Origin of the sequence: Streptomyces parvulus, assembly GCF_014648855.1 — a bacterium.
GTDB classification, from domain to species: Bacteria; Actinomycetota; Actinomycetes; order Streptomycetales; family Streptomycetaceae; genus Streptomyces; species Streptomyces parvulus.
Window position 1 is genome coordinate 402,078 of the sequence record NZ_BMRX01000009.1, and the last position, 19,955, is coordinate 422,032.

Below are 19,955 nucleotides of genomic sequence, written 5' to 3' on the forward strand. Positions count from 1 at the left end.
ATCGACCCACCGGCCACCCGTTCCCCGTACACATGTGCCACCCTGTTGCGCGCAACAACAGGCACTGGGAGGGGAGTACGGGTGGCCGCGCCACTTCAGCTGACACGGACGCATCGCGTTCTCATCGGCATGGTCGTCTTCGGTGCCGTCATCATCGCCGGGATCGGCTTCGCGGGTTCGTACGCGGCGGTGCGTGAACTGGCGCTGAAGAAGGGCTTCGGGAACTTCAGCTACGTCTTCCCGATCGGCATCGACGCGGGCATCTGCGTGCTGCTCGCCCTGGACCTGCTGCTGACCTGGATCAGGATCCCCTTCCCGCTGCTGCGCCAGACGGCGTGGCTGCTGACGGCGGCGACGATCGCGTTCAACGGCGCGGCGGCCTGGCCGGACCCGCTGGGCGTCGGCATGCACGGCGTGATCCCGATCCTGTTCGTGGTGTCCGTCGAGGCCGCCCGGCACGCGATCGGCCGGATCGCCGACATCACGGCCGACAAGCACATGGAGGGCGTCCGCCTCACCCGCTGGATGCTCTCGCCGGTGCCGACCTTCCTGCTGTGGCGGCGGATGAAGCTGTGGGAGCTGCGCTCCTACGAGCAGGTCATCAAGCTGGAGCAGGAGCGGCTGGTCTACCAGGCCCGGCTGCGCTCCCGGTTCGGCCGTGCCTGGCGCCGCAAGGCACCGGTCGAGTCGCTGATGCCGCTGCGCCTGGCCCGCTACGGCGTCCCGCTCGCGCAGACCGCTCCGGCGGGCCTGGCGGCGGCGGGCATCGAACCGGCGCTGCTGCCGCCGGCGCCGCGGCCCGAGGAGGCCGGCCTGGACGCCGGGGCGCCGCCCTCGCTGCGCAAGGCCGAGCCGGCCCCGGAGCAGCGTCCGGAGCTGACCGACGGCCGCGAGCCGGAGCCGGTGCCGGAGGAGCCCGAGGCGGACCAGAACCCGTGGCTGCACGCCCGGGACCCGCAGTCCGTGGAGTACCGCGGCGACTACGACCCCGGGTACGACCCGGCGTACGAGCAGTGGATGGCGGAGCAGCGGCAGGCGGACGAGTACCGGCAGCAGTTCGAGGAGCCCCCGCCCGTCCAGGAGCCCTCCCCGGAGGACACCGGCAGCTTCCCCATCCCGGTGGGCCCGCACCGCACCCGCGAACTGGGCGAGGGCGGCGGCACCCTCCAGGCGGAGCCGGACGAGGACGCGTACTACCAGGTCTTCAAGCAGTCGATCGGCGGCAGCGGCTACCCGACGCCGCGGGAGTTCGGCTACAACGTCGAGGCGACCTACGGAATCTCCGTGCTGGACGCGGACGCCAAGCGCATGGTCATGCGCTTCCAGGAACGCCACACGGCGGAACTCGAGGACGAGCACATCGCGTAGGACGTCCCGGCGGGCGCCGGGCGGGCGCGGCGGTGCCGCCGTCCGGCGGGTCGCCCCGCTCGGGCGGCGGCACCGCAGACCGCCTCAAGCCCTCCGCGCCGCCGCGGTCATTCCCCGAGCAGGGTCCGTACCCGCTCCTGCCCCACCGCGAGGAGCAGCGTGGGAAGGCGCGGGCCGGTGTCGCGGCCTACCAGCAGGTGGTAGAGGAGCGCGAAGAACGTCCGCTGGGCGGTCTTGATCTCCGGCGGCAGCTCCTTGGGCGTGGCGTCCGCGGAGAAGCCGGCCTGGACCTTGGGCACGCCGTAGACGAGGTGGGTCAGCCCGTCCAGGGACCACTGGCCGGCCAGCCCGTCGAGCAGCAGCCGCAGCGACTGCCGGCTCGGCTCGTCGAGCGACTTCAGCAGCTCGGCGTCGGGTTCCCGGCGCACGACGGTGCGCTGGTCGGCGGGGACCTGGGTGTTGATCCACGCCTCGGCCTTGTCGTAGCGCGGGCGGGCCTCGGCCAGCGTGGCCAGGGGGTTCGCCGGGTCCAGCTCGCTGAGGATGCGCAGCGCCTGGTCCTCGTGGCCCGCGGTGATGTCGGCCACGGAGGCGAGCGTGCGGTACGGCAGCGGCCTCGGCGTCCTCGACAGCTCACCGGTGGCGGTGCCCACGGCACGCGCGTGGGCGGCGGCGTCGGCGGGCAGCGCGGAGCCGTCGGCGACCTTGGCGTCGAGGCGGTCCCACTCGTCGTAGAGCCGCTGGATCTCCTGGTCGAAGGCGATCTTGAAGGACTGGTTCGGGCGGCGGCGGGCGTACAGCCAGCGCAGCAGCTGCGGCTCCATGATCTTGAGCGCGTCGGCCGGGGTGGGCACCCCGCCCTTCGACGACGACATCTTCGCCATGCCGCTGATGCCGACGAACGCGTACATCGGGCCGATGGGCTGCTCGCCGTCGAAGATCCCGACGATCTGCCCGCCGACCTGGAACGACGAGCCGGGCGAGCTGTGGTCCACGCCGCTGGGCTCGAAGACGACGCCCTCGTAGGCCCAGCGCATCGGCCAGTCGACCTTCCAGACCAGCTTGCCGCGGTTGAACTCGCTCAGCCGGACGGTCTCGGAGAAGCCGCACGCGGTGCAGGCGTACGTCAGCTCGGTCGAGTCGTCGTCGTACGCGGTGACCGTGGTCAGGTCCTTCTCGCAGTTGCCGCAGTACGGCTTGTACGGGAAGTACCCGGCGGAGCCCTGGCTGCCGTCGTCCTCGGCGGCGGCGCCGGAGCCCTCGGCGGCCTCCAGCTCGGCCTCGTCGACGGGCTTCTGCGACTTCTTGCCGGCCGCCTTGGGCTTGGTCCGGTACTGGGCGAGGATCGCGTCGATGTCCCGGCGGTGCCGCATGGCGTGCAGGATCTGCTCGCGGTAGACCCCGGAGGTGTACTGCGCGGTCTGGCTGATCCCGTCGAACTCCACGCCCATCTCGGCGAGCGACTCGGTCATCGCGGCCTTGAAGTGCTCGGCCCAGTTCGGGTGCGGGGAGCCGTTCGGGGCGGGTACGGAGGTGAGCGGCTTGCCGATGTGCTCGGCCCAGGACTCGTCGACGCCCGCGAGGCCGGCGGGGACCTTGCGGTAGCGGTCGTAGTCGTCCCAGGAGATCAGGTGCCGGACCTCGTGCCCGCGGCGGCGCACCTCGTCGCCGACCAGGTGCGGGGTCATGACCTCGCGGAGGTTGCCCAGGTGGATGGGGCCCGACGGGGAGAGTCCGGACGCGACGACCACAGGTTTGCCCGGGGCACGGCGCTCCGACTCGGCGATGACCTCGTCCGCGAAACGGGAGACCCAGTCGGTGGTCTCTGTGCTCTGAGCCACGATCGGCACGTCCTCTTTCCTGATGGTTCTGCTCGGGCAGCCGGTACGGTCGCACGGCTGACCGCTCCATTCTCCCAGCCCGGCCCGCATCCGCGAAAACCGCTTTTCACCGCGTGGGATACTCGGCTTCTGTACTACTCCACGAACCCGAGCAGAACGGCAGCCACTCCATGGCCTCGGTCACGTCCCTCAGCGACTCCGTCCAGCAGCATCTCGCGTCCGCGCTCTCGGCCACCCGGCCGGAGGCCGCCGGCGCGGACCCGCTGCTGCGACGCAGCGACCGGGCGGACTACCAGGCCAACGGCATCCTCGCGCTGGCCAAGAAGGCCAAGGCGAACCCGCGGGAGCTGGCCGCCGAGGTCGTCGCGCGGATCACCACCGGCGGCCTGATCGAGGACGTCGAGGTCTCCGGCCCCGGCTTCCTGAACATCACCGTCGGCGACCGGGCGATCACCGAGAACCTGGCCGCGCGGTACGCGGACGGCGAGCGCCTCGGCGTGCCGCTGAAGGAGGACGCGGGCGTCACGGTCGTCGACTACGCCCAGCCGAACGTGGCGAAGGAGATGCACGTCGGCCACCTGCGCTCCGCGGTCATCGGCGACGCCCTGCGCGGCATGCTCGACTTCACCGGCGAGCGGACGATCGGCCGGCACCACATCGGCGACTGGGGCACCCAGTTCGGCATGCTCATCCAGTACCTGTTCGAGCACCCCGGCGAGCTGGCCCCGGCCGAGGACGTCGACGGCGAGCAGGCCATGTCGAACCTGAACCGGGTCTACAAGGCGTCGCGCGCGGTCTTCGACGCGGACGAGGAGTTCAAGGAGCGGGCCCGCAAGCGGGTCGTCGCCCTGCAGTCCGGCGACAAGGAGACGCTGGAGCTGTGGCAGCAGTTCGTGGACGAGTCGAAGGTCTACTTCTACTCGGTCTTCGAGAAGCTCGACATGGAGATCCGCGACGACGAGATCGTCGGCGAGTCCGCGTACAACGAGGGCATGCCGGAGACCGCCCGCCTCCTGGAGGAGATGGGCGTCGCGGTGCGCTCCGAGGGCGCGCTGGTGGTGTTCTTCGACGAGATCCGCGGCAAGGACGACCAGCCGGTCCCGCTGATCGTGCAGAAGGCCGACGGCGGCTTCGGCTACGCGGCCTCCGACCTGACGGCGATCCGCAACCGCGTCCAGGACCTGGACGCCACCACGCTGCTGTACGTCGTCGACGTGCGCCAGTCGCTGCACTTCAGGATGGTCTTCGAGACCGCCCGCCGGGCCGGCTGGCTGAACGACGGCGTCACGGCGCACAACATGGGCTACGGCACGGTGCTGGGCGCGGACGGCAAGCCCTTCAAGACGCGTGCGGGCGAGACCGTGCGCCTGGAGGACCTGCTGGACGAAGCCGTGCAGCGGGCGGCCGAGGTCGTACGGGAGAAGGCGCGGGACCTCACCGAGGACGAGATCCAGGAGCGGGCCGCCCAGGTCGGCATCGGCGCCGTGAAGTACGCGGACCTGTCGACGTCGCCGAGCCGGGACTACAAGTTCGACCTGGACCAGATGGTCTCGCTCAACGGCGACACCAGCGTCTACCTCCAGTACGCCTACGCCCGTATCCGGTCCATCCTCCGCAAGGCCGGCGAGGTCGCCCCCGCCGCCCACCCGGAGCTGGAGCTGCACGCGGCGGAGCGGGCGCTGGGCCTGCACCTGGACGCGTTCGGGGACACGGTCTTCGAGGCGGCCGCGGAGTACGCCCCGCACAAGCTGACGGCGTACCTGTACCAGGCGGCGTCGCTGTTCACGTCGTTCTACGACAAGTGCCCGGTCCTGAAGGCCGAGACGCCGCAGCAGGTCGAGAACCGCCTCTTCCTGTGCGACGTCACGGCCCGCACCCTGCACCGGGGCATGGCCCTGCTGGGCATCAGGACGCCGGAGCGCCTCTGACGACGGGCCGGGTCAGGCGTAGTAGCGGATCGTCCCGCGCAACGCCGGCCCGGCACCTTCGCAGTGCTGGACGAAGGTGGCGGCGAACGCCTCGATCGTGCCGTCCTCGCCCAACGCGAGACGCTGGACGGCCAGTTCGCCGCTCACCTCGTTGCAGCCGCGCCCGTTGCCGAAGACGTCCAGCCCGGCCACGCCCTCTCCGCCGCCGCGCTGCGCGCGGTAGGTGCGGCCGGCCTCGAACCGCTCACCGGCGGGCGGAGTCAGGATGGCGCTCCAGTCCTGCCGCTTGCCGGAGACGCCGTACTGGACGCCGTCGCCGTACGGGCGGAGCGAGAAGGTGCTGGTGGAGCCCAGGTGGGTGGCCGCGGCGCCCTGGCCGACGTAGTCCCCGGCGTCACTGGTGTACTGGTAACCGAGCGGATGGGCCTGGTACTTGACGGCGCCGCGGAGGGCCGGCGCGTCCGCGCTCTCGCAGCGCTGAACGTAGCTCGCGTCCAGGGCGGTGATCGCGCCGGTTCCGTCCGTCTCGATCTGGTTGACCGAGAACTGGCCCCACACCTCGTTGCAGCCCCGCCCGTCACCCGAGACGTCGAGCCCCGGTGAGCGGCCGGTGCGGAACGAGGCCCGCTCCGCGTTCCGGTAGACCCCCGGCCGCAGCTTCTCCCCCCGGGGCGCGGCGAGTTCGACGTCCCACCAGGTGAGGTCCTCCTCGCTCTCCACCCAGACCCGGAAGCGCACGTACTCGGCGTCGCCGCCGGCCGTGATGGTGGCTGTCGCGGGCGTGTAGGCGGCCTTGGCGCCCTGCCCGATGTAGTCGCCGGCCTCGCTGCTGTGGCTGTACTTCGTCACGGCCACCGGCGTGCCGGCGGCGGCCGCGGCGGGCGTGGACAGGCCGGCCGTCAGGCCGATGGTCGCGGTCAGGCTCGCGAACGCGCCGAGCAGGGCGCGTCGCCATCCGGTGCGGGTACGCACGGATGCCTCCCCCTTCGTGAGTCGGGCGCCGAGTCAGCGCCCGAACTGGTGTCGCACAACGACCAGTTGGCTATCCACCGTTACCGCACACAAACCACTGGAAGCGCACATTCCCCATCCGTTCCGGTAGCAGCGGGGCCTACGCCCCCGCCCCCCGCAGCCCCGCCCCCAGCCGCCGCAGTCCCTCCGCGATCTCGTCCGGCGTCTGGGTGACGAAGCACAGCCGCAGTGTGGCGCGGTCGGGGGTGCCGGCGTGGAAGGGGGCGCCGGGCACGTATGCCACGTCGTGCCGGACCACCTCGGGCAGCAGGGCGGTGGTGTCGTACCCCTCGGGCAGGCGCGCCCACAGGAACATGCCGCCCTCGGGACGCGTCCACCGCGACCCCGCCGGGAGCGCGTCAGTGAGGCCCGTGAGCATGGCGTCGCGGCGGACGCCGTAGGCGGCGGCGACCCGCGCGACGTGCGCGTCCAGGTCCCGGTCGGCCAGGTACCGGGCGGCGGCCAGCTGGTTGACGGTCGGGGTGTGCAGGTCGGCGGCCTGCTTGGCGACCGCGCAGGCCCGGCGCAGACCGGCCGGCGCCCGCAGCCAGCCCAGGCGCAGGCCGGGTGCCATGACCTTGGAGAAGGAGCCGAGCAGCACGGTCCGGTCGCGGGCCCCGTCGCAGGACGCGATCCACGGCACCCGCCCGCCCTCGAAGCGCAGCTCGCCGTACGGGTCGTCCTCGACGATCCACAGCCCGCACCGCCCCGCGATCTCGGCCACGGCGGCCCGGCGGGCGGCCGGCATGGTGCGCCCGGTGGGGTTCTGGAAGGTGGGGACCGTGTAGAGCAGCTTGGGCCGCTCGCGCACCACCAGCTCCTCCAGCGCCCCGGGATCGATGCCGTCCTCGTCCCCGGGTACGGCGACCACCCGGGCGCCCGCGAAGGCGAAGGCCTGGAGCGCGGCCAGGTAGCAGGGGCTCTCGACCAGGACGGTGTCGCCGGGTTCGAGCAGCGCCGTGGCGAGGAGCGAGAGGCCCTGCTGCGAGCCGGTGGTGACGAGGACGTCGTCGGGGCCGGTGGCCAGTCCGCGGGCCGAGGTGCGGTCGGCGAGCGCGGCCCGCAGGACGGGCTCCCCCTCGGTGGTGGAGTACTGCAGGGCCCGCGCGGGAGTCTCCGCGAGGACGTCACGGTAGGCGGCGGCGATGCCCTCCGCGTCGAACAGCTCGGGCGCCGGCAGCCCGCCCGCGAAGTTGATCACCTCGGGACGGGCGGTGACGGCGAGGATGTCCCGTACCGGCGAACCGCCGGTCGACCGGGCCCGCGCGGCGAGCGGGGGCAGGGGGGCGGCGTTGTGGACACCCGCGGTGTCGGTCACGGTCATGGCCGCAGCCTAGAGACGTACGTGCCGCCTACACGCACCTTTCCGTGATGCGGACACCGCCCCCCCCCGGCGGGCTCTCACTGGGCCGGGACGAACTCCCAGGCGTCGCTGCCGAGCGGATACGCGTAGTAGGAGGTGTCCTTGGAGGCGCTGGTGCGGAAGGGCTTGCCGTGGTCGTCGACGCGCAGCGTGCCGTGCCGGCCGCCGCTGGACCACTCCAGCTCCAGGTACCAGCTGACGTCCTGGCCGCTGGTGTGGGCGTTGACGTGGAAGACCTCGGGGTCGGACTCGCTGACGCTGTACGGGAAGTCCCGCTGGCCCCCGATCGGCGTCGCCAGCGGGGTGCCCAGGTCGAGCGAGACGTCGAAGGCCTTGACGTCCACCTGCCCGCCGCAGCCGTTGCCCATGACGTACTGGTTCCAGTCCAGCGCGGGCCCGCTGCTGACCACGCGGACGTGCAGGTCCTCCAGCACCACCGTCTCCGGCCCGGTGCCCTGCACGGTGAGGACGGTCATCTGCCGGTTGGCGGAGACCGCGTTGAGGGGCGTGGCCCAGCCGACGGCGTCCTGCTGGGGCGGTGGCTTCGGCACGTTCTTCGGGCTGCGGTCGACCAGGAAGGCGTGGTCGCAGGGCACGTCCCAGTAGTAGGGCGTCGTCGACACCGTCAGCACGGGGCCCTCGGCGGGTGCCCGGCGGCTGGGCGACGCGGTGCCCGCGCCCGGACGCGAGGGGGACGCGGAGGGGGAGCCGGTCGGGGAGGCGGAGGGTGACGGGGAGGCGGAGACGCTCGGCGACCCGGGGCGGGAGGCGGTCCCGGTCACGGGTGCGGAGCTGTGCGCTACGGCTCCGGCCCGGCCGTCCCGTCCGCCGTCGTCGTCCGTGCCCGGCACGAGGTTCGCGACGAGCGCGACGGCGGCACTGACGGCCACGACGCCGGTCGCGGCGTAGAGCGCGGCGCGCGGGATCCGGCGGCGGGGCGGAACCGACCGCGTTGCGCCGACGGGCGCCCCCGACCGCTCGGCCCCCACCCGACCGGCGTGCCCGTCGGGCTCGGCGCGCCCGTCGGACTCGGCGTGCCCGTCGGGCTCGGCGCGCCCGTCGGAATCCCCGCCCTCTTCGGAATTGGTGCCCCCGGCCGCCACCGTCCCGCCGGTCCGCTCGCCCTCCTCCTTCTTCACCCCCCGCAGCGCGTCCGCGCGGATCCAGCGGCGGTGGAGTTCGAGGATCTCCTCGGGCGTCGCCCGGCACACGCGGGCGAGGCGTTCCACGGAGGCGAACTCGACGGGGACCACCTCCCCGCTGACGTACCGGTGCAGGGTCGAGCCGCTCATGTGCAGCCGCTTGCCCAGCGCCCCGTAGCTCAGCCCGGACCGCTCCTTCAACTCCCGCAGCAGTCCCGCGAAGTCGTCCCCCGCCACCGTTCCTCCCTCTCTCGCATCCCCGTACGGCGTCCCAGAAGTGCACCGTTCCCGCAGGTCAGAGCGTTCCCGGCGTCCCACTGTCCCGGGTGTCCCCCGGTGGCTGGCGGCCGGGACGGACCCCACCGCAAGCTGTGGTCATCCAAGCAGCCGCTCCCGGCGAACGGTCGAGCGGCTCACCTCATGCACCGCACTCACAGGGGGACCCATGTCCGCACGCACCACTCGCACCCGCCTCTTCGCCGCCACCACGGTGGCGCTGGCCGCGCTCTCCCTGACGGCCTGCCAGGGCGGCACGTCCGACTCGGGCGCCCCGGCACCGGCCGCCCACTCGTCCTCGGTCGACAACAACCAGCCCTCCGCCAAGGGCGGTTCGGGCGAGGTAGGGGAGGACTCCGGCTCGGGGAAGGGTCCGGAGTCGGCCGGCTCCACGACCGGCGACCAGGCGTCGAACTCCGGCAACGCCGGTGGTTCCGGGAGCGGTTCGGGTGCCGGCGAGGGCCAGTCCGACCCGGGCCTGCCCGGCGAGTGCTCCGCCTCCGACGTGAGCATCACCGCGGCCAACGCGCCCCGCCCGATCAACCACCTGCTGCTGACCGCGACCAACACCGGCTCGAAGACCTGCGCCCTGCCCCCGTACCCGGCGGCGCGCTTCGGCGAGGCCCAGTCCGTGCCGCCGGTCGCCGAGTCCAGCAAGCCGCAGGCGCTGACGACGCTGGCCCCCGGCGAGTCCGGCTACGCCGGCGTGCGCCTGTCGTCCGGCGACGGCAGCGGCGAGAACGGCTACGAGACGGACTCCCTCGCCATCCCGTTCGAGGACGGCTCGATCGCCACGGTGAAGCTGCCCTCCGGCGGCGTGTACGTCGACACCGCCCTGACGGTCACCTACTGGCAGACCAGCGCCGCCAACGCGCTCGAGTACTGAAGGGGCAAGCGCACCCGCGTCCCTTGCGTGCGGGGCCGGCACCGCTCGCTCAGCGCAGTGTGCGAGCGGCCTCGGTCGCCCAGTAGGTCAGGATGTTGCGGGCGCCCGCCCGCTTGATCCCGGTGAGCGCCTCCAGGATGGCCCGCTCGCGGTCGATCCAGCCCCTCTCGGCGGCGGCCTCGATCATCGAGTACTCGCCGGAGATCTGGTAGGCGGCGACGGGCACGTCCGAGACCTCGGCGACCTTGGCGAGGATGTCGAGGTAGGGGCCGGCCGGCTTGACCATCACCATGTCGGCGCCCTCCTCCAGGTCCAGCGCCAGCTCCCGCATCGCGTCCCGCGCGTTGGCCGCGTCCTGCTGGTAGGTCTTCCGGTCGCCCTTGAGCGAGGACCCGACGGCCTCGCGGAAGGGCCCGTAGAAGGCGGAGGCGTACTTCACGGCGTACGCGAGGATCGCGACGTCCTCCCGCCCGATCTGGTCCAGCGCGTCCCGGACGACGCCGATCTGGCCGTCCATCATCCCGCTGGGGCCGACCACGTGGGCACCGGCGTCGGCCTGGACCTGGGCCATCTCGGCGTACCGCTCCAGGGTGGCGTCGTTGTCGACCCGGCCCTCGGCGTCGAGCACACCGCAGTGCCCGTGGTCGGTGAACTCGTCGAGGCAGAGGTCGGACATGACGAGCAGGTCGTCCCCGACCTCGGCCCGCACGTCACGCAGCGCGACCTGGAGGATCCCGTCCGGATCCGTCCCCGTCGTCCCGACGGCGTCCTTCTTCTCCTCCTCCGGAACGCCGAACAGCATGATCCCGGAGATCCCCGCCTCGACCGCCTCGGCGGCGGCCTTCTTGAGGGAGTCCCGGGTGTGCTGCACGACCCCGGGCATCGCCTCGATCGGCACCGGCTCGCGCACGCCCTCGCGCACGAAGGCGGGGAGGATGAAGTCGGCGGGGTGGAGCCGGGTCTCGGCGACCATCCGACGCATCACGGGGGTGGTCCGCAGCCGCCGGGGCCGGGTGCCGGGGAAGGATCCGTACGTCGTCATGCCTCCTACGCTACGCCCGCCCCGCCGGTGCCTTTGCCGACGACCAGTCGGACCGGGAAGGCCTTGACCTCAACCAAACTTCAGCTTCTACGGTCGGCGCCATGGACTACTCACACAGCGACGCCGAACTGATCCACCAGCCCATCGGCTACTGGAGCTGGGCCGCCTACAAGGCCGTCATCGACCGCACGCGCGGCGCCCTCGCCGAGATCGGCACGACCCAGCCGCAGTGGTGGGTCCTCGCCCAGGCCGCTGGCGCCCGCACCCCGAAGACCCGCGACGAGATCTCCCGCCTCCTGCGGAACTACCTCGACGCGGGCCCGGAGGTGATGGAGTCGGAGATCGACGCGACCGTCACCCGGGGCTGGATCACCCAGTCCCCCGACGGCCGGCTGACTCTCACCCCCGAGGGCCGCGCCTTCCACGAGAAGGCGGCCGCCCTCCAGCGCGACCTGTGGACGGAGCGCCACGCCGGGATCTCCGACGAGGAGTACCTGACCACCATGAAGGTGCTCCAGCGCTTCATCCACAACACCGGCGGCCGGGCCTGGCACCACTAGGCGAGGCCTGTCCGATTCGTTCAAGAAAGTGCGCGGGGCGGCCCGCTACCGTCGCTGCCATGAACGACACCGGCAGGCAGTCGCGCCACGTCAGCGTCCACATCGACCGCACCGTCGACGAGGTCTACGCCTACGCCTCGGACCCGGCCAACCTGCCCGCGTGGGCACACGGGCTGGGCGAATCCATGGAGCAGGTCGACGGCCGCTGGTTCGCCGCCTCCTCCCCCATGGGCCGGGTCGAGGTCGCCTTCGTCCCCCGCAACGACCTGGGCGTCCTCGACCACCACGTCACGCTGCCCTCCGGGCAGACCGTCCACAACCCGGTGCGCGTGATCGCCGACGGCGCGGGCAGCGAGGTGGTCTTCACCGTCCGCCGGCAGCCCGGGACCAGCGACGCCGACTTCGAGCGCGACGCCTCCACGGTCGCCGCCGACCTGGCCCGCCTCAAGGAGCTGCTGGATCCGTAGGCCCTGTCGAACGGAGGCGGGGCGCCCCCAAGGGGACGCCCCGCTCACCTCACGTGGAGGACCGCCGCCTGCGTGCCCCCGGCCGCCGTTCGCTCGGCCGGGTCACCGGGTCGCCGGCCTCCAGGGCCGCCGCGCGGCGCCGGTTGCCGAAGTCGGCCAGGGCCTCCGCCAGCTTCAGCACCGACGGCTCCGGGGCCATGACGTCGACCCGCAGACCGTGCTCCTCGGCCGTCTTGGCCGTCGCCGGGCCGATGCACGCGATCACCGTGACGTTGTGCGGCTTGCCCGCGATGCCGACCAGGTTGCGGACCGTCGACGACGACGTGAAGAGCACCGCGTCGAAGCCGCCGCCCTTGATCGCCTCGCGGGTGGTGGCCGGCGGCGGCGAGGCGCGCACCGTCCGGTAGGCCGTGACGTCGTCGACCTCCCAGCCCAGCTCGATCAGCCCGGCCACCAGGGTCTCCGTGGCGATGTCGGCCCGGGGCAGGAAGACGCGGTCGATCGGGTCGAAGACCGGGTCGTAGGGCGGCCAGTCCTCCAGCAGACCGGCCGCGGACTGCTCGCCGCTCGGCACCAGGTCCGGCTTCACGCCGAAGGCGACGAGCGCGTTGGCCGTCTGCTCGCCGACCGCGGCGACCTTGATCCCGGCGAAGGCGCGGGCGTCGAGCCCGTACTCCTCGAACTTCTCCCGGACCGCCTTCACCGCGTTGACCGAGGTGAACGCGATCCACTCGTAGCGGCCCGTGACCAGGCCCTTGACCGCCCGCTCCATCTGCTGCGGGGTGCGCGGCGGCTCCACCGCGATGGTCGGGACCTCGTGCGGCACGGCGCCGTAGGACGTCAGCTGGTCGGAGAGCGACGCCGCCTGCTCCTTCGTCCGCGGCACGAGGACCTTCCAGCCGAACAGCGGCTTGGACTCGAACCACGACAACTGGTCGCGGCGGGCGGGGGCGGAGCGCTCACCGACCACGGCTATCACCGGGCGGCCGCCGTCCGGCGACGGCAGCACCTTCGCCTGCTTCAGCGTCTGCGCGACCGTGCCGAGCGTGGCGGTCCAGGTCCGCTGCCGGGTCGTCGTGCCGGCGATCGTCACCGTCAGCGGCGTGTCCGGCTTGCGGCCCGCCGACACCAGCTCACCCGCGGCCGCGGCCACCGAGTCCAGCGTCGTCGAGACGACGACCGTGCCGTCCGAGGCACCGACCTCGGTCCAGCACCGGCCGGAAGCCGTACGGGCGTCCACGAACCGCACGTCGGCGCCCTCGGCGTCCCGCAGCGGCACACCGGCGTACGCGGGCACGCCGACGGCGTTCGCGATGCCCGGGACCACCTCGAAGGGCACCCCGGCCGCGGCGCAGGCCAGCATCTCCTCGGCGGCGTACGCGTCGAGCCCGGGGTCACCGGTCACCGCACGCACGACCCGCCTGCCGCCCCGCGCGGCCTCCATGACAAGATGTGCGGCATCCCGCACGGCGGGGACGCCCGAGGTCGTTGACGCTCCGTCAACTACCTTCAGCTGGGGCGCGCCTGTGCCCGGATCCGACGGATCGGCATCCGTGTGCACCTCGGACACGCCCTGCCGGGCGTGCGTGCGTACGACGTCGAGCACCTCGTGCTCGGCGACGAGGACGTCCGCGTGCGACAGCGCCTCCACGGCGCGCAGAGTCAGCAGTCCCGGATCTCCGGGTCCGGCACCCAGGAAGGTGACGTGCCCGTGTTCCGGACCGGCGGGAAAGGTGGTGGGGCTCAATGTGCTCGCTCCCCCATCAGACCGGCCGCGCCCTGGGCGAGCATCTCGGTGGCGAGTTCGCGACCGAGTGCCAGCGCCGCCTCGTGCGTCTCGGGCACGGGACCGGTGGTGGACAGCTGCACCAGCGTCGAGCCGTCGGTCGTGCCGACGACGCCGCGCAGGCGCATCTCCTTGACAGTCTGCCCGTCGGCCAGAAGGTCGGCCAAGGCGCCCACAGGGGCGCTGCAACCGGCCTCCAGGGCGGCGAGCAGTGACCGCTCGGCCGTTACGGCGACCCGCGTGAACGGGTCGTCGAGTTCGGCGAGCGCGGCGATCAGCGAGGCGTTGTCCGCCGCGCACTCGATCGCGAGTGCCCCCTGGCCGGGGGCCGGCAAAACCGTGTCGACCGACAGGAAGTCGGTCACCTCGTCGATGCGGCCCACCCGGTTCAGCCCGGCGGCGGCCAGCACGACGGCGTCCAGCTCCCCGCTGCGGACGTATCCGATGCGGGTGTCGACGTTGCCCCGGATCGGGACCGTCTCGATCTCCAGCCCGTGCGTGCGGGCGTACGCGTTGAGCTGCGCCATGCGGCGCGGTGCGCCGGTGCCTATGCGCGCGCCGCGCGGGAGGTCGGTCAGCTTGCGCGCGTCCCGGGCGACGACCACGTCGCGCGGGTCCTCGCGCTCGGGTACGGCCGCCACCACCAGGCCCTCGTGCTGCGCGGTGGGGAGGTCCTTGAGCGAGTGAACCGCGAAGTCCACGTCACCCCGCAGCAGCGCGTCGCGCAGTGCGGCGACGAACACGCCCGTGCCGCCGATCTGCGCCAGGTGCTCGCGCGACACGTCGCCGTACGTGGTGATCTCGACCAGCTCAACGGGCCGACCGGTCACCTGGCTCACGGCGTCCGCCACCTGCCCGGACTGGGCCATGGCGAGCTTGCTCCGCCTCGTCCCCAGCCTCAGTGCCTTCTCAGTCATGCCGGCCCTCGGTTCTTCTCAGTGCTGTTCTCGGCGCGGGAGACGGAGGCCACCGTCTCCTGGTCGAGGTCGAACAGGGTGCGCAGCGCGTCCGCGTACCCGGCGCCGCCGGGCTCGGCCGCGAGCTGCTTGACCCGTACCGTCGGCGCGTGCAGCAGCTTGTCGACCACACGCTTGACGGTCTGGGTGATCTCGGCGCGGTGCTTGCCGTCGAGGCCGGGCAGCCGTCCGTCGAGGCGGGCCATCTCGGCGGCCACCACCTCGGCGGCCATGCTGCGCAGGGCGACCACGGTGGGCGTGATGTGCGCGGCCCGCTGGGCGGCGCCGAAGGCGGCGACCTCGTCGGCGACGATGCCGCGGACCGTGTCGACGTCGGCGGCCATCGGGGCGTCGGCGGAGGCGTCGGCGAGGGACTCGATGTCGACCAGGCGCACTCCGGCCAGCCGGTGCACGGCGGCGTCGATGTCCCGCGGCATCGCGAGGTCCAGCAGGAAGAGCACGGGCTCCGGGCGCGGCACGTCGGCGACCGGCTCGGGCCGGCGGCGCTCGGGAATCCGGCCGGCGGTCGCGGCGGTCGCGGCGAGCGCGCCGATCAGCTCGGCGTCCGCCTCGGGCCCCGGCCGACCGGTCTCGCGCGGCCGGTCCACCACCGCGCCGCCCGCGGCCCAGGCCCCGTGCTGCTCCAGCGTCGCCGCGTCCAGGCCGGCCACGGCAGCCTCGCCCATGACGGAGAAGCCGGTCGGCACGGTGGACAGGTCCAGCGGGCAGTTCTCGTCGCCGGCGGCACCGGGCGCCGGCAGCGGCACGGCGGCGGCCTCCGGCTCGTCCCGTACGGCGCCGGGGCCGGCCTCGGCGGCGGGGGCGCCGGTGCGGCCCTCCACCGTCGCGGCGACGGAGTCGGCGGTGAGGACGAGGCCGGTCGCGCCGGTGCAGGAGACGGCCACGTCGGCACGTGTCAGCTCGAACGGCACCGCGTCCATCGGTACCGCGCGGGCCAGCACGTCCGTGTCGTCGCCCTCGGAGAGGATCCGCGCGAGGCGCTCGGCGCGCTCGAAGGTGCGGTTGGCGACCACGATCTCGGCGACCCCGGCCCGCGCCAGCGTCGCCGCGGCCAGCGACGACATCGAGCCGGCGCCGATGACCAGGGCCTTCTTGCCCCGCGCCCAGGTCTGTGAGTCGGCCCCCGCGGCCAGCTGCTCCAGGCCGAAGGTGACCAGGGACTGACCGGCGCGGTCGATGCCGGTCTCGGAGTGGGCGCGCTTGCCGACCCGCAGCGCCTGCTGGAACAGGTCGTTGAGCAGGCGCCCGGCGGTGTGCAGGTCCTGGGCGCGGGCCAGCGAGTCCTTTATCTGGCCGAGGATCTGCCCCTCGCCGACCACCATCGAGTCGAGCCCGCAGGCCACCGAGAACAGGTGGTGGACGGCGCGGTCCTCGTAGTGCACGTAGAGGTGGGGGGTGAGCTCCTCCAGGCCGACGCCGCTGTGCTGGGCGAGCAGCGTGGACAGCTCGGCGACACCGGCGTGGAACTTGTCCACGTCCGCGTACAGCTCGATGCGGTTGCAGGTGGCCAGCACCGCGGCCTCGGTGGCCGGTTCGGCGGCGACCGTGTCCTGCAACAGCTTGAGCTGCGCCTCCTCACCGAGGGACGCCCGCTCCAGGACGCTGACGGGGGCGCTGCGGTGGCTCAGACCGACGACGAGGAGACTCATGCCGGCATCACGGCGGGTACGTCCCCGTCGGGTCCCTGGTCGGTGGGGCGCTGCTTGCGGGCGACGGCGGGCGGTACGACGCCGTCGGCGGCGGCCTCCTCGCCGGCCTTGCGCTGCTCGTGGAAGGCGAGGATCTGCAGCTCGATGGAGAGGTCGACCTTGCGCACGTCGACGCCCTCGGGGACGTTCAGCACGGTCGGCGCGAAGTTCAGGATGGAGGTGACGCCGGCCGCCACGAGGCGGTCGCAGACCTGCTGGGCGGCGCCGGCGGGGGTCGCGATCACGCCGATCGACACACCGTCGTCGTCGATGATCTTCTCCAGCTCGTCCGTGTGCTGCACCGGGATGCCGGCCACGGGCTTTCCGGCCATCTGCGGGTCGGCGTCGATGAGCGCGGCGACCCGGAAACCGCGGGAGGCGAAGCCGCCGTAGTTGGCGAGGGCGGCACCGAGGTTACCGATACCGACGATCACAACCGGCCAGTCCTGCGTGAGACCGAGTTCACGGGAGATCTGGTAGACGAGATACTCGACGTCGTAGCCGACGCCGCGGGTCCCGTAGGAGCCGAGGTAGGAGAAGTCCTTGCGGAGCTTCGCGGAGTTGACCCCGGCCGCGGCCGCCAGCTCCTCGGAGGAGACCGTGGGCACCGAGCGCTCGGAGAGCGCGGTGAGGGCGCGGAGGTACAGCGGAAGCCTGGCGACGGTGGCCTCGGGAATCCCTCGGCTGCGGGTCGCCGGTCGGTGTGTTCGGCCAGTTGCCACGGTGCTCCTGCGGGTAGAGCGGGGCTGTAGGCGGTCATACGTCCCTACATGACCGCCCCGTCGAATGCAGGCTATGTCTTTGTGAACGCGTGCACAAAGATGGTGTCCGATTTGCCCGGCCAACGTGACCGGGGTCACGCGCCCCCGGCGCACGGAACGGGAACCGGCGCATACGCACCCTCGTTCCTCACTCATCGGGGGCAAAGCCGTACACGCTCCTCACGATCAACGCCCCCGAGACCTGGTCACCATCGATCCTAAGCGACCATACGGACTACTTGGACTGGTCGGTCAGTGCCTTGCGCAGCCGTTCCTCGTTCACACGCCAGAAGGTGTGCTGCCTGCCGTCGACCAGGACGACCGGAATCTGCTCCCAGTACTGGTCGTGGAGTCGGCGGTCCCGGGTGATGTCCTTCCCCTCCCAGGGGACACCCAGGTCGGCGCAGACCTTCTCGACGACGAGCTGTGCGTCATCACACAGGTGACAGCCGGGTTTGCGGATGAGGGTGACGAGATGGTTCTCGGAATGCTCAGGGGACTGGGCGGAGTGCGGGGCCCCAGGGGTCTGCGGGGCCTCGGCGGGCTTGCGGCGGAAGAGGGGACTCATGCCCGCCATTCTCGCGCGCCCCTTAACGACCCGGTCGTGAAGAGTTCACAGCCTGCGAACCTCTCGACTCCGAAGCCTCCGAACAAACTGGCTATGCTCACGGACATGGGCGCTCTCGGATGGCTCTCTCCCCGTAGGCGCTCCGCCACGGCGCGGAGCGTGTTGGCAGGCGAGGCCTCGGCGGAGGCGGCGCGCAAGTCCGCCCGGGCCGCCGAGGAGACCGCGCCGCCCGACTCCGGGGAGCCGGACTTCCCGGTCCACGGCGACGAGCGGGCCGCGGCCTTCTTCGACCTGGACAACACCGTGATGCAGGGCGCCGCGATCTTCCACTTCGGCCGGGGCCTGTACAAGCGGAAGTTCTTCGAGACCCGCGACCTGGCCCGCTTCGCCTGGCAGCAGGCGTACTTCCGGCTGGCCGGGCTCGAGGACCCGGAGCACATGCAGGACGCCCGCGACTCCGCGCTCTCCATCGTCAAGGGGCACCGCGTCTCCGAGCTGAAGTCCATCGGCGAGGAGATCTACGACGAGTACATGGCCGAGCGGATCTGGCCCGGCACCCGCGCCCTGGCCCAGGCCCACCTGGACGCCGGGCAGAAGGTCTGGCTGGTCACGGCGGCCCCGGTGGAGATCGCCCAGGTGATCGCCCGCCGCCTCGGCCTGACCGGTGCGCTCGGCACGGTCGCCGAGTCCGTCGGCGGCGTCTACACCGGCAAGCTGGTCGGCGAGCCCCTGCACGGGCCGGCGAAGGCCGAGGCGGTACGCGCGCTGGCCACGGCGGAGCACCTGGACCTGTCCCGCTGCGCCGCCTACAGCGACTCGCACAACGACATCCCGATGCTGTCGCTGGTCGGACACCCGTACGCCATCAACCCCGACTCCAAGCTGCGCAAGCACGCCCGGGAGCTGGAGTGGCGGCTGCGCGACTACCGCACCGGCCGCAAGGCCGCCAAGGTCGGCATCCCCGCGGCCGCGGGCGTCGGCGCCGTGGCGGGCGGCACCGCGGCGGCCATCGCGCTGCACCGCCGCCGTCGCTGACCCCAAGCCGGGTGACGTACCCGCCGGACGCCCTTCCCAGTCCCGCTTCCTCACATCGGCCACAACACGCTCTGTAGCCACACCGAATCCGAACGGTTTCGGTCATTCGCTGATCACTCTGTCGCATCTGATCGAGCGTCAATCGGGCACAGAAGCGACGTAATCGATGATTTGAGCAACTGGGCGTAGCAGTGCCTGCACGAAGCGTTATTCTCCTCAGACGCATTCCGGTACCCCACCTTCGCCACGACGGGTGAACGGTTCCGAACTGCACGTGATGCAAGCTCTGCCTCTGGGAGTCCCGTGTACCCACACGTCGGGGTTGACGCCTCGGGCCTGGCTACGCTGCGCGCAACGGTCAAATCAGCCCAAGACCTCTTGCGTGGTTTCGTCCCCACCGCGTACGCCGTCCCCGCCCTCGCCGCGGCCGCCGCGCCCGCCGGTCCGTGCTACGCGCTGGCCGAAGGAAGCGCCGCCGTCGGCAGACGCGCGCGGTCGTCCTCGTCCGGGGCCGGCGCCACCACCCACCGCCGCCCCGCCGCGGACAGCGACAGCGCCCGCATGATGGACCTGGTCGAACGGGCGCAGGCCGGCGAGGCCGACGCCTTCGGCCGGCTCTACGACCAGTACAGCGACACCGTCTACCGCTACATCTACTACCGCGTGGGCGGCAAGGCGACCGCCGAGGACCTCACCAGTGAGACCTTTCTGCGGGCCCTGCGGCGCATCGGCACCTTCACCTGGCAGGGGCGCGACTTCGGCGCCTGGCTGGTGACCATCGCCCGCAACCTCGTCGCCGACCACTTCAAGTCCAGCCGCTTCCGGCTGGAGGTCACCACCGGCGAGATGCTCGACGCCAACGAGGTCGAGCGGTCCCCCGAGGACTCCGTCCTCGAATCCCTCTCCAACGCCGCCCTGCTGGAGGCGGTACGACGGCTCAATCCGCAGCAGCAGGAGTGCGTCACGCTGCGCTTCCTCCAGGGTCTCTCGGTCGCCGAGACCGCCCGCGTCATGGGCAAGAACGAGGGCGCCATCAAGACGCTCCAGTACCGGGCCGTGCGCACCCTCGCCCGGCTGCTGCCGGACGACGCACGCTGAGCCACCGGCGCCGACGGGTCCCCCGAGGGCCCCGCGGCCGCCCCTCACCCTCCGCATTCCCCAAGTGACCATCGGTGAAAGTCTGTTGAGACCGCGGTCCGATCACCCACCGTCCGTAACCCAAGTGCCGCGCCGCTCGTTGTGCGGGATGCAGGCTC

Annotated in this window: 17 protein-coding genes; 7 read left to right on the forward strand and 10 right to left on the reverse strand. The window is 72.4% G+C overall.

Translation table 11 applies throughout. The annotated features are described in order from the left end of the window. The first annotated feature begins 81 nt into the window (after positions 1-81). The gene (locus IE108_RS20140; protein WP_064729175.1) at positions 82-1,368 is read left to right on the forward strand and encodes a DUF2637 domain-containing protein; all 1,287 of its coding nucleotides are present in this window, start codon (positions 82-84) and stop codon (positions 1,366-1,368) included. A 107-nt stretch (positions 1,369-1,475) separates the two neighbouring features. On the opposite strand, the gene lysS is transcribed toward IE108_RS20140, so the two are convergent. Continuing rightward, positions 1,476-3,218, reverse strand: coding sequence for a lysine--tRNA ligase (gene lysS / locus IE108_RS20145; RefSeq protein WP_161347239.1), 1,743 nt, complete (start codon positions 3,216-3,218; stop codon positions 1,476-1,478). A gap of 161 nt (positions 3,219-3,379) precedes the next feature. Between lysS and argS the strand changes: the two genes are divergently transcribed. Further along, positions 3,380-5,137, forward strand: coding sequence for an arginine--tRNA ligase (gene argS / locus IE108_RS20150; RefSeq protein ID WP_064729173.1), 1,758 nt, complete (start codon positions 3,380-3,382; stop codon positions 5,135-5,137). 12 nt (positions 5,138-5,149) lie between these two features. Here argS and IE108_RS20155 read toward each other — a convergent pair whose 3' ends face one another. From IE108_RS20155 to IE108_RS20165, 3 genes are all read right to left on the reverse strand, one after another. Further along, positions 5,150-6,109 (reverse strand): hypothetical protein, encoded by a 960-nt coding sequence (locus IE108_RS20155; RefSeq protein WP_229852185.1) that lies wholly within the window; start codon positions 6,107-6,109, stop codon positions 5,150-5,152. A gap of 139 nt (positions 6,110-6,248) precedes the next feature. After that, a complete protein-coding gene (locus IE108_RS20160; RefSeq protein WP_064729172.1) occupies positions 6,249-7,472 on the reverse strand; it encodes an aminotransferase-like domain-containing protein in 1,224 nt (407 codons plus the stop codon). A 77-nt stretch (positions 7,473-7,549) separates the two neighbouring features. Then, positions 7,550-8,890: a helix-turn-helix domain-containing protein gene (locus tag IE108_RS20165; RefSeq protein WP_064729171.1), complete on the reverse strand. Its 1,341-nt coding sequence runs from the start codon at positions 8,888-8,890 to the stop codon at positions 7,550-7,552. 208 nt (positions 8,891-9,098) lie between these two features. On the opposite strand from IE108_RS20165, the gene IE108_RS20170 reads away from it, so the two are divergent. Beyond that, positions 9,099-9,815, forward strand: a complete 717-nt coding sequence (locus IE108_RS20170) for a DUF4232 domain-containing protein (RefSeq protein ID WP_064729170.1) — start codon at positions 9,099-9,101, stop codon at positions 9,813-9,815. A 49-nt stretch (positions 9,816-9,864) separates the two neighbouring features. On the opposite strand, the gene hemB is transcribed toward IE108_RS20170, so the two are convergent. Then, positions 9,865-10,857, reverse strand: coding sequence for a porphobilinogen synthase (gene hemB, locus IE108_RS20175; protein WP_064729169.1), 993 nt, complete (start codon positions 10,855-10,857; stop codon positions 9,865-9,867). A gap of 101 nt (positions 10,858-10,958) precedes the next feature. Here hemB and IE108_RS20180 point away from each other — a divergent pair, with 101 nt between their 5' ends. Continuing rightward, the gene (locus IE108_RS20180) at positions 10,959-11,417 is read left to right on the forward strand and encodes a MarR family winged helix-turn-helix transcriptional regulator (RefSeq protein ID WP_064729168.1); all 459 of its coding nucleotides are present in this window, start codon (positions 10,959-10,961) and stop codon (positions 11,415-11,417) included. Positions 11,418-11,476: 59 nt separating this feature from the next. Then, positions 11,477-11,884 carry an SRPBCC family protein gene (locus tag IE108_RS20185; protein WP_064729167.1) on the forward strand — a complete coding sequence of 136 codons (408 nt, stop codon included), beginning with the start codon at positions 11,477-11,479 and terminating at the stop codon, positions 11,882-11,884. Positions 11,885-11,933: 49 nt separating this feature from the next. On the opposite strand, the gene IE108_RS20190 is transcribed toward IE108_RS20185, so the two are convergent. The 5 genes from IE108_RS20190 to IE108_RS20210 all read right to left on the reverse strand — a co-directional run bounded on the left by IE108_RS20190 (position 11,934) and on the right by IE108_RS20210 (position 17,673). Further along, a complete protein-coding gene (locus IE108_RS20190) occupies positions 11,934-13,631 on the reverse strand; it encodes a bifunctional uroporphyrinogen-III C-methyltransferase/uroporphyrinogen-III synthase (RefSeq protein ID WP_064729166.1) in 1,698 nt (565 codons plus the stop codon). Beyond that, positions 13,628-14,587: a hydroxymethylbilane synthase gene (hemC, locus tag IE108_RS20195; RefSeq protein WP_064729165.1), complete on the reverse strand. Its 960-nt coding sequence runs from the start codon at positions 14,585-14,587 to the stop codon at positions 13,628-13,630. Before hemC ends, IE108_RS20190 begins: the two co-directional genes overlap by 4 nt. Next, positions 14,584-16,296, reverse strand: coding sequence for a glutamyl-tRNA reductase (locus IE108_RS20200; protein WP_064729164.1), 1,713 nt, complete (start codon positions 16,294-16,296; stop codon positions 14,584-14,586). Before IE108_RS20200 ends, hemC begins: the two co-directional genes overlap by 4 nt. Next, on the reverse strand, positions 16,293-17,057 hold the full coding sequence (locus IE108_RS20205; RefSeq protein ID WP_161343158.1) for a redox-sensing transcriptional repressor Rex: 765 nt from the start codon (positions 17,055-17,057) through the stop codon (positions 16,293-16,295). Before IE108_RS20205 ends, IE108_RS20200 begins: the two co-directional genes overlap by 4 nt. A 274-nt stretch (positions 17,058-17,331) precedes the next feature. Continuing rightward, on the reverse strand, positions 17,332-17,673 hold the full coding sequence (locus tag IE108_RS20210; protein ID WP_107420241.1) for a glutaredoxin family protein: 342 nt from the start codon (positions 17,671-17,673) through the stop codon (positions 17,332-17,334). A gap of 96 nt (positions 17,674-17,769) precedes the next feature. Here IE108_RS20210 and IE108_RS20215 point away from each other — a divergent pair, with 96 nt between their 5' ends. Together IE108_RS20215 and IE108_RS20220 are read left to right on the forward strand one after the other, a co-directional pair. Further along, on the forward strand, positions 17,770-18,699 hold the full coding sequence (locus IE108_RS20215) for an HAD family hydrolase (protein WP_079163842.1): 930 nt from the start codon (positions 17,770-17,772) through the stop codon (positions 18,697-18,699). Positions 18,700-19,002: 303 nt separating this feature from the next. Next, positions 19,003-19,797, forward strand: coding sequence for an ECF subfamily RNA polymerase sigma factor, BldN family (locus IE108_RS20220; RefSeq protein WP_064729162.1), 795 nt, complete (start codon positions 19,003-19,005; stop codon positions 19,795-19,797). Positions 19,798-19,955: the final 158 nt, after the last annotated feature.

Excerpts from the sequence above, each read along its gene's own strand:
- IE108_RS20180 (WP_064729168.1), top strand. The coding sequence starts at position 10,959 with ATGGACTACTCACACAGCGACGCCGAACTGATCCACCAGCCCATCGGC.
- IE108_RS20170 (WP_064729170.1), top strand. The coding sequence starts at position 9,099 with ATGTCCGCACGCACCACTCGCACCCGCCTCTTCGCCGCCACCACGGTG.
- hemB (WP_064729169.1), bottom strand. The coding sequence starts at position 10,857 with ATGACGACGTACGGATCCTTCCCCGGCACCCGGCCCCGGCGGCTGCGG.
- IE108_RS20215 (WP_079163842.1), top strand. The coding sequence starts at position 17,770 with ATGGGCGCTCTCGGATGGCTCTCTCCCCGTAGGCGCTCCGCCACGGCG.
- IE108_RS20210 (WP_107420241.1), bottom strand. The coding sequence starts at position 17,673 with ATGGCGGGCATGAGTCCCCTCTTCCGCCGCAAGCCCGCCGAGGCCCCG.
- argS (WP_064729173.1), top strand. The coding sequence starts at position 3,380 with ATGGCCTCGGTCACGTCCCTCAGCGACTCCGTCCAGCAGCATCTCGCG.
- IE108_RS20200 (WP_064729164.1), bottom strand. The coding sequence starts at position 16,296 with ATGAGTCTCCTCGTCGTCGGTCTGAGCCACCGCAGCGCCCCCGTCAGC.
- hemC (WP_064729165.1), bottom strand. The coding sequence starts at position 14,587 with ATGACTGAGAAGGCACTGAGGCTGGGGACGAGGCGGAGCAAGCTCGCC.
- IE108_RS20185 (WP_064729167.1), top strand. The coding sequence starts at position 11,477 with ATGAACGACACCGGCAGGCAGTCGCGCCACGTCAGCGTCCACATCGAC.
- IE108_RS20160 (WP_064729172.1), bottom strand. The coding sequence starts at position 7,472 with ATGACCGTGACCGACACCGCGGGTGTCCACAACGCCGCCCCCCTGCCC.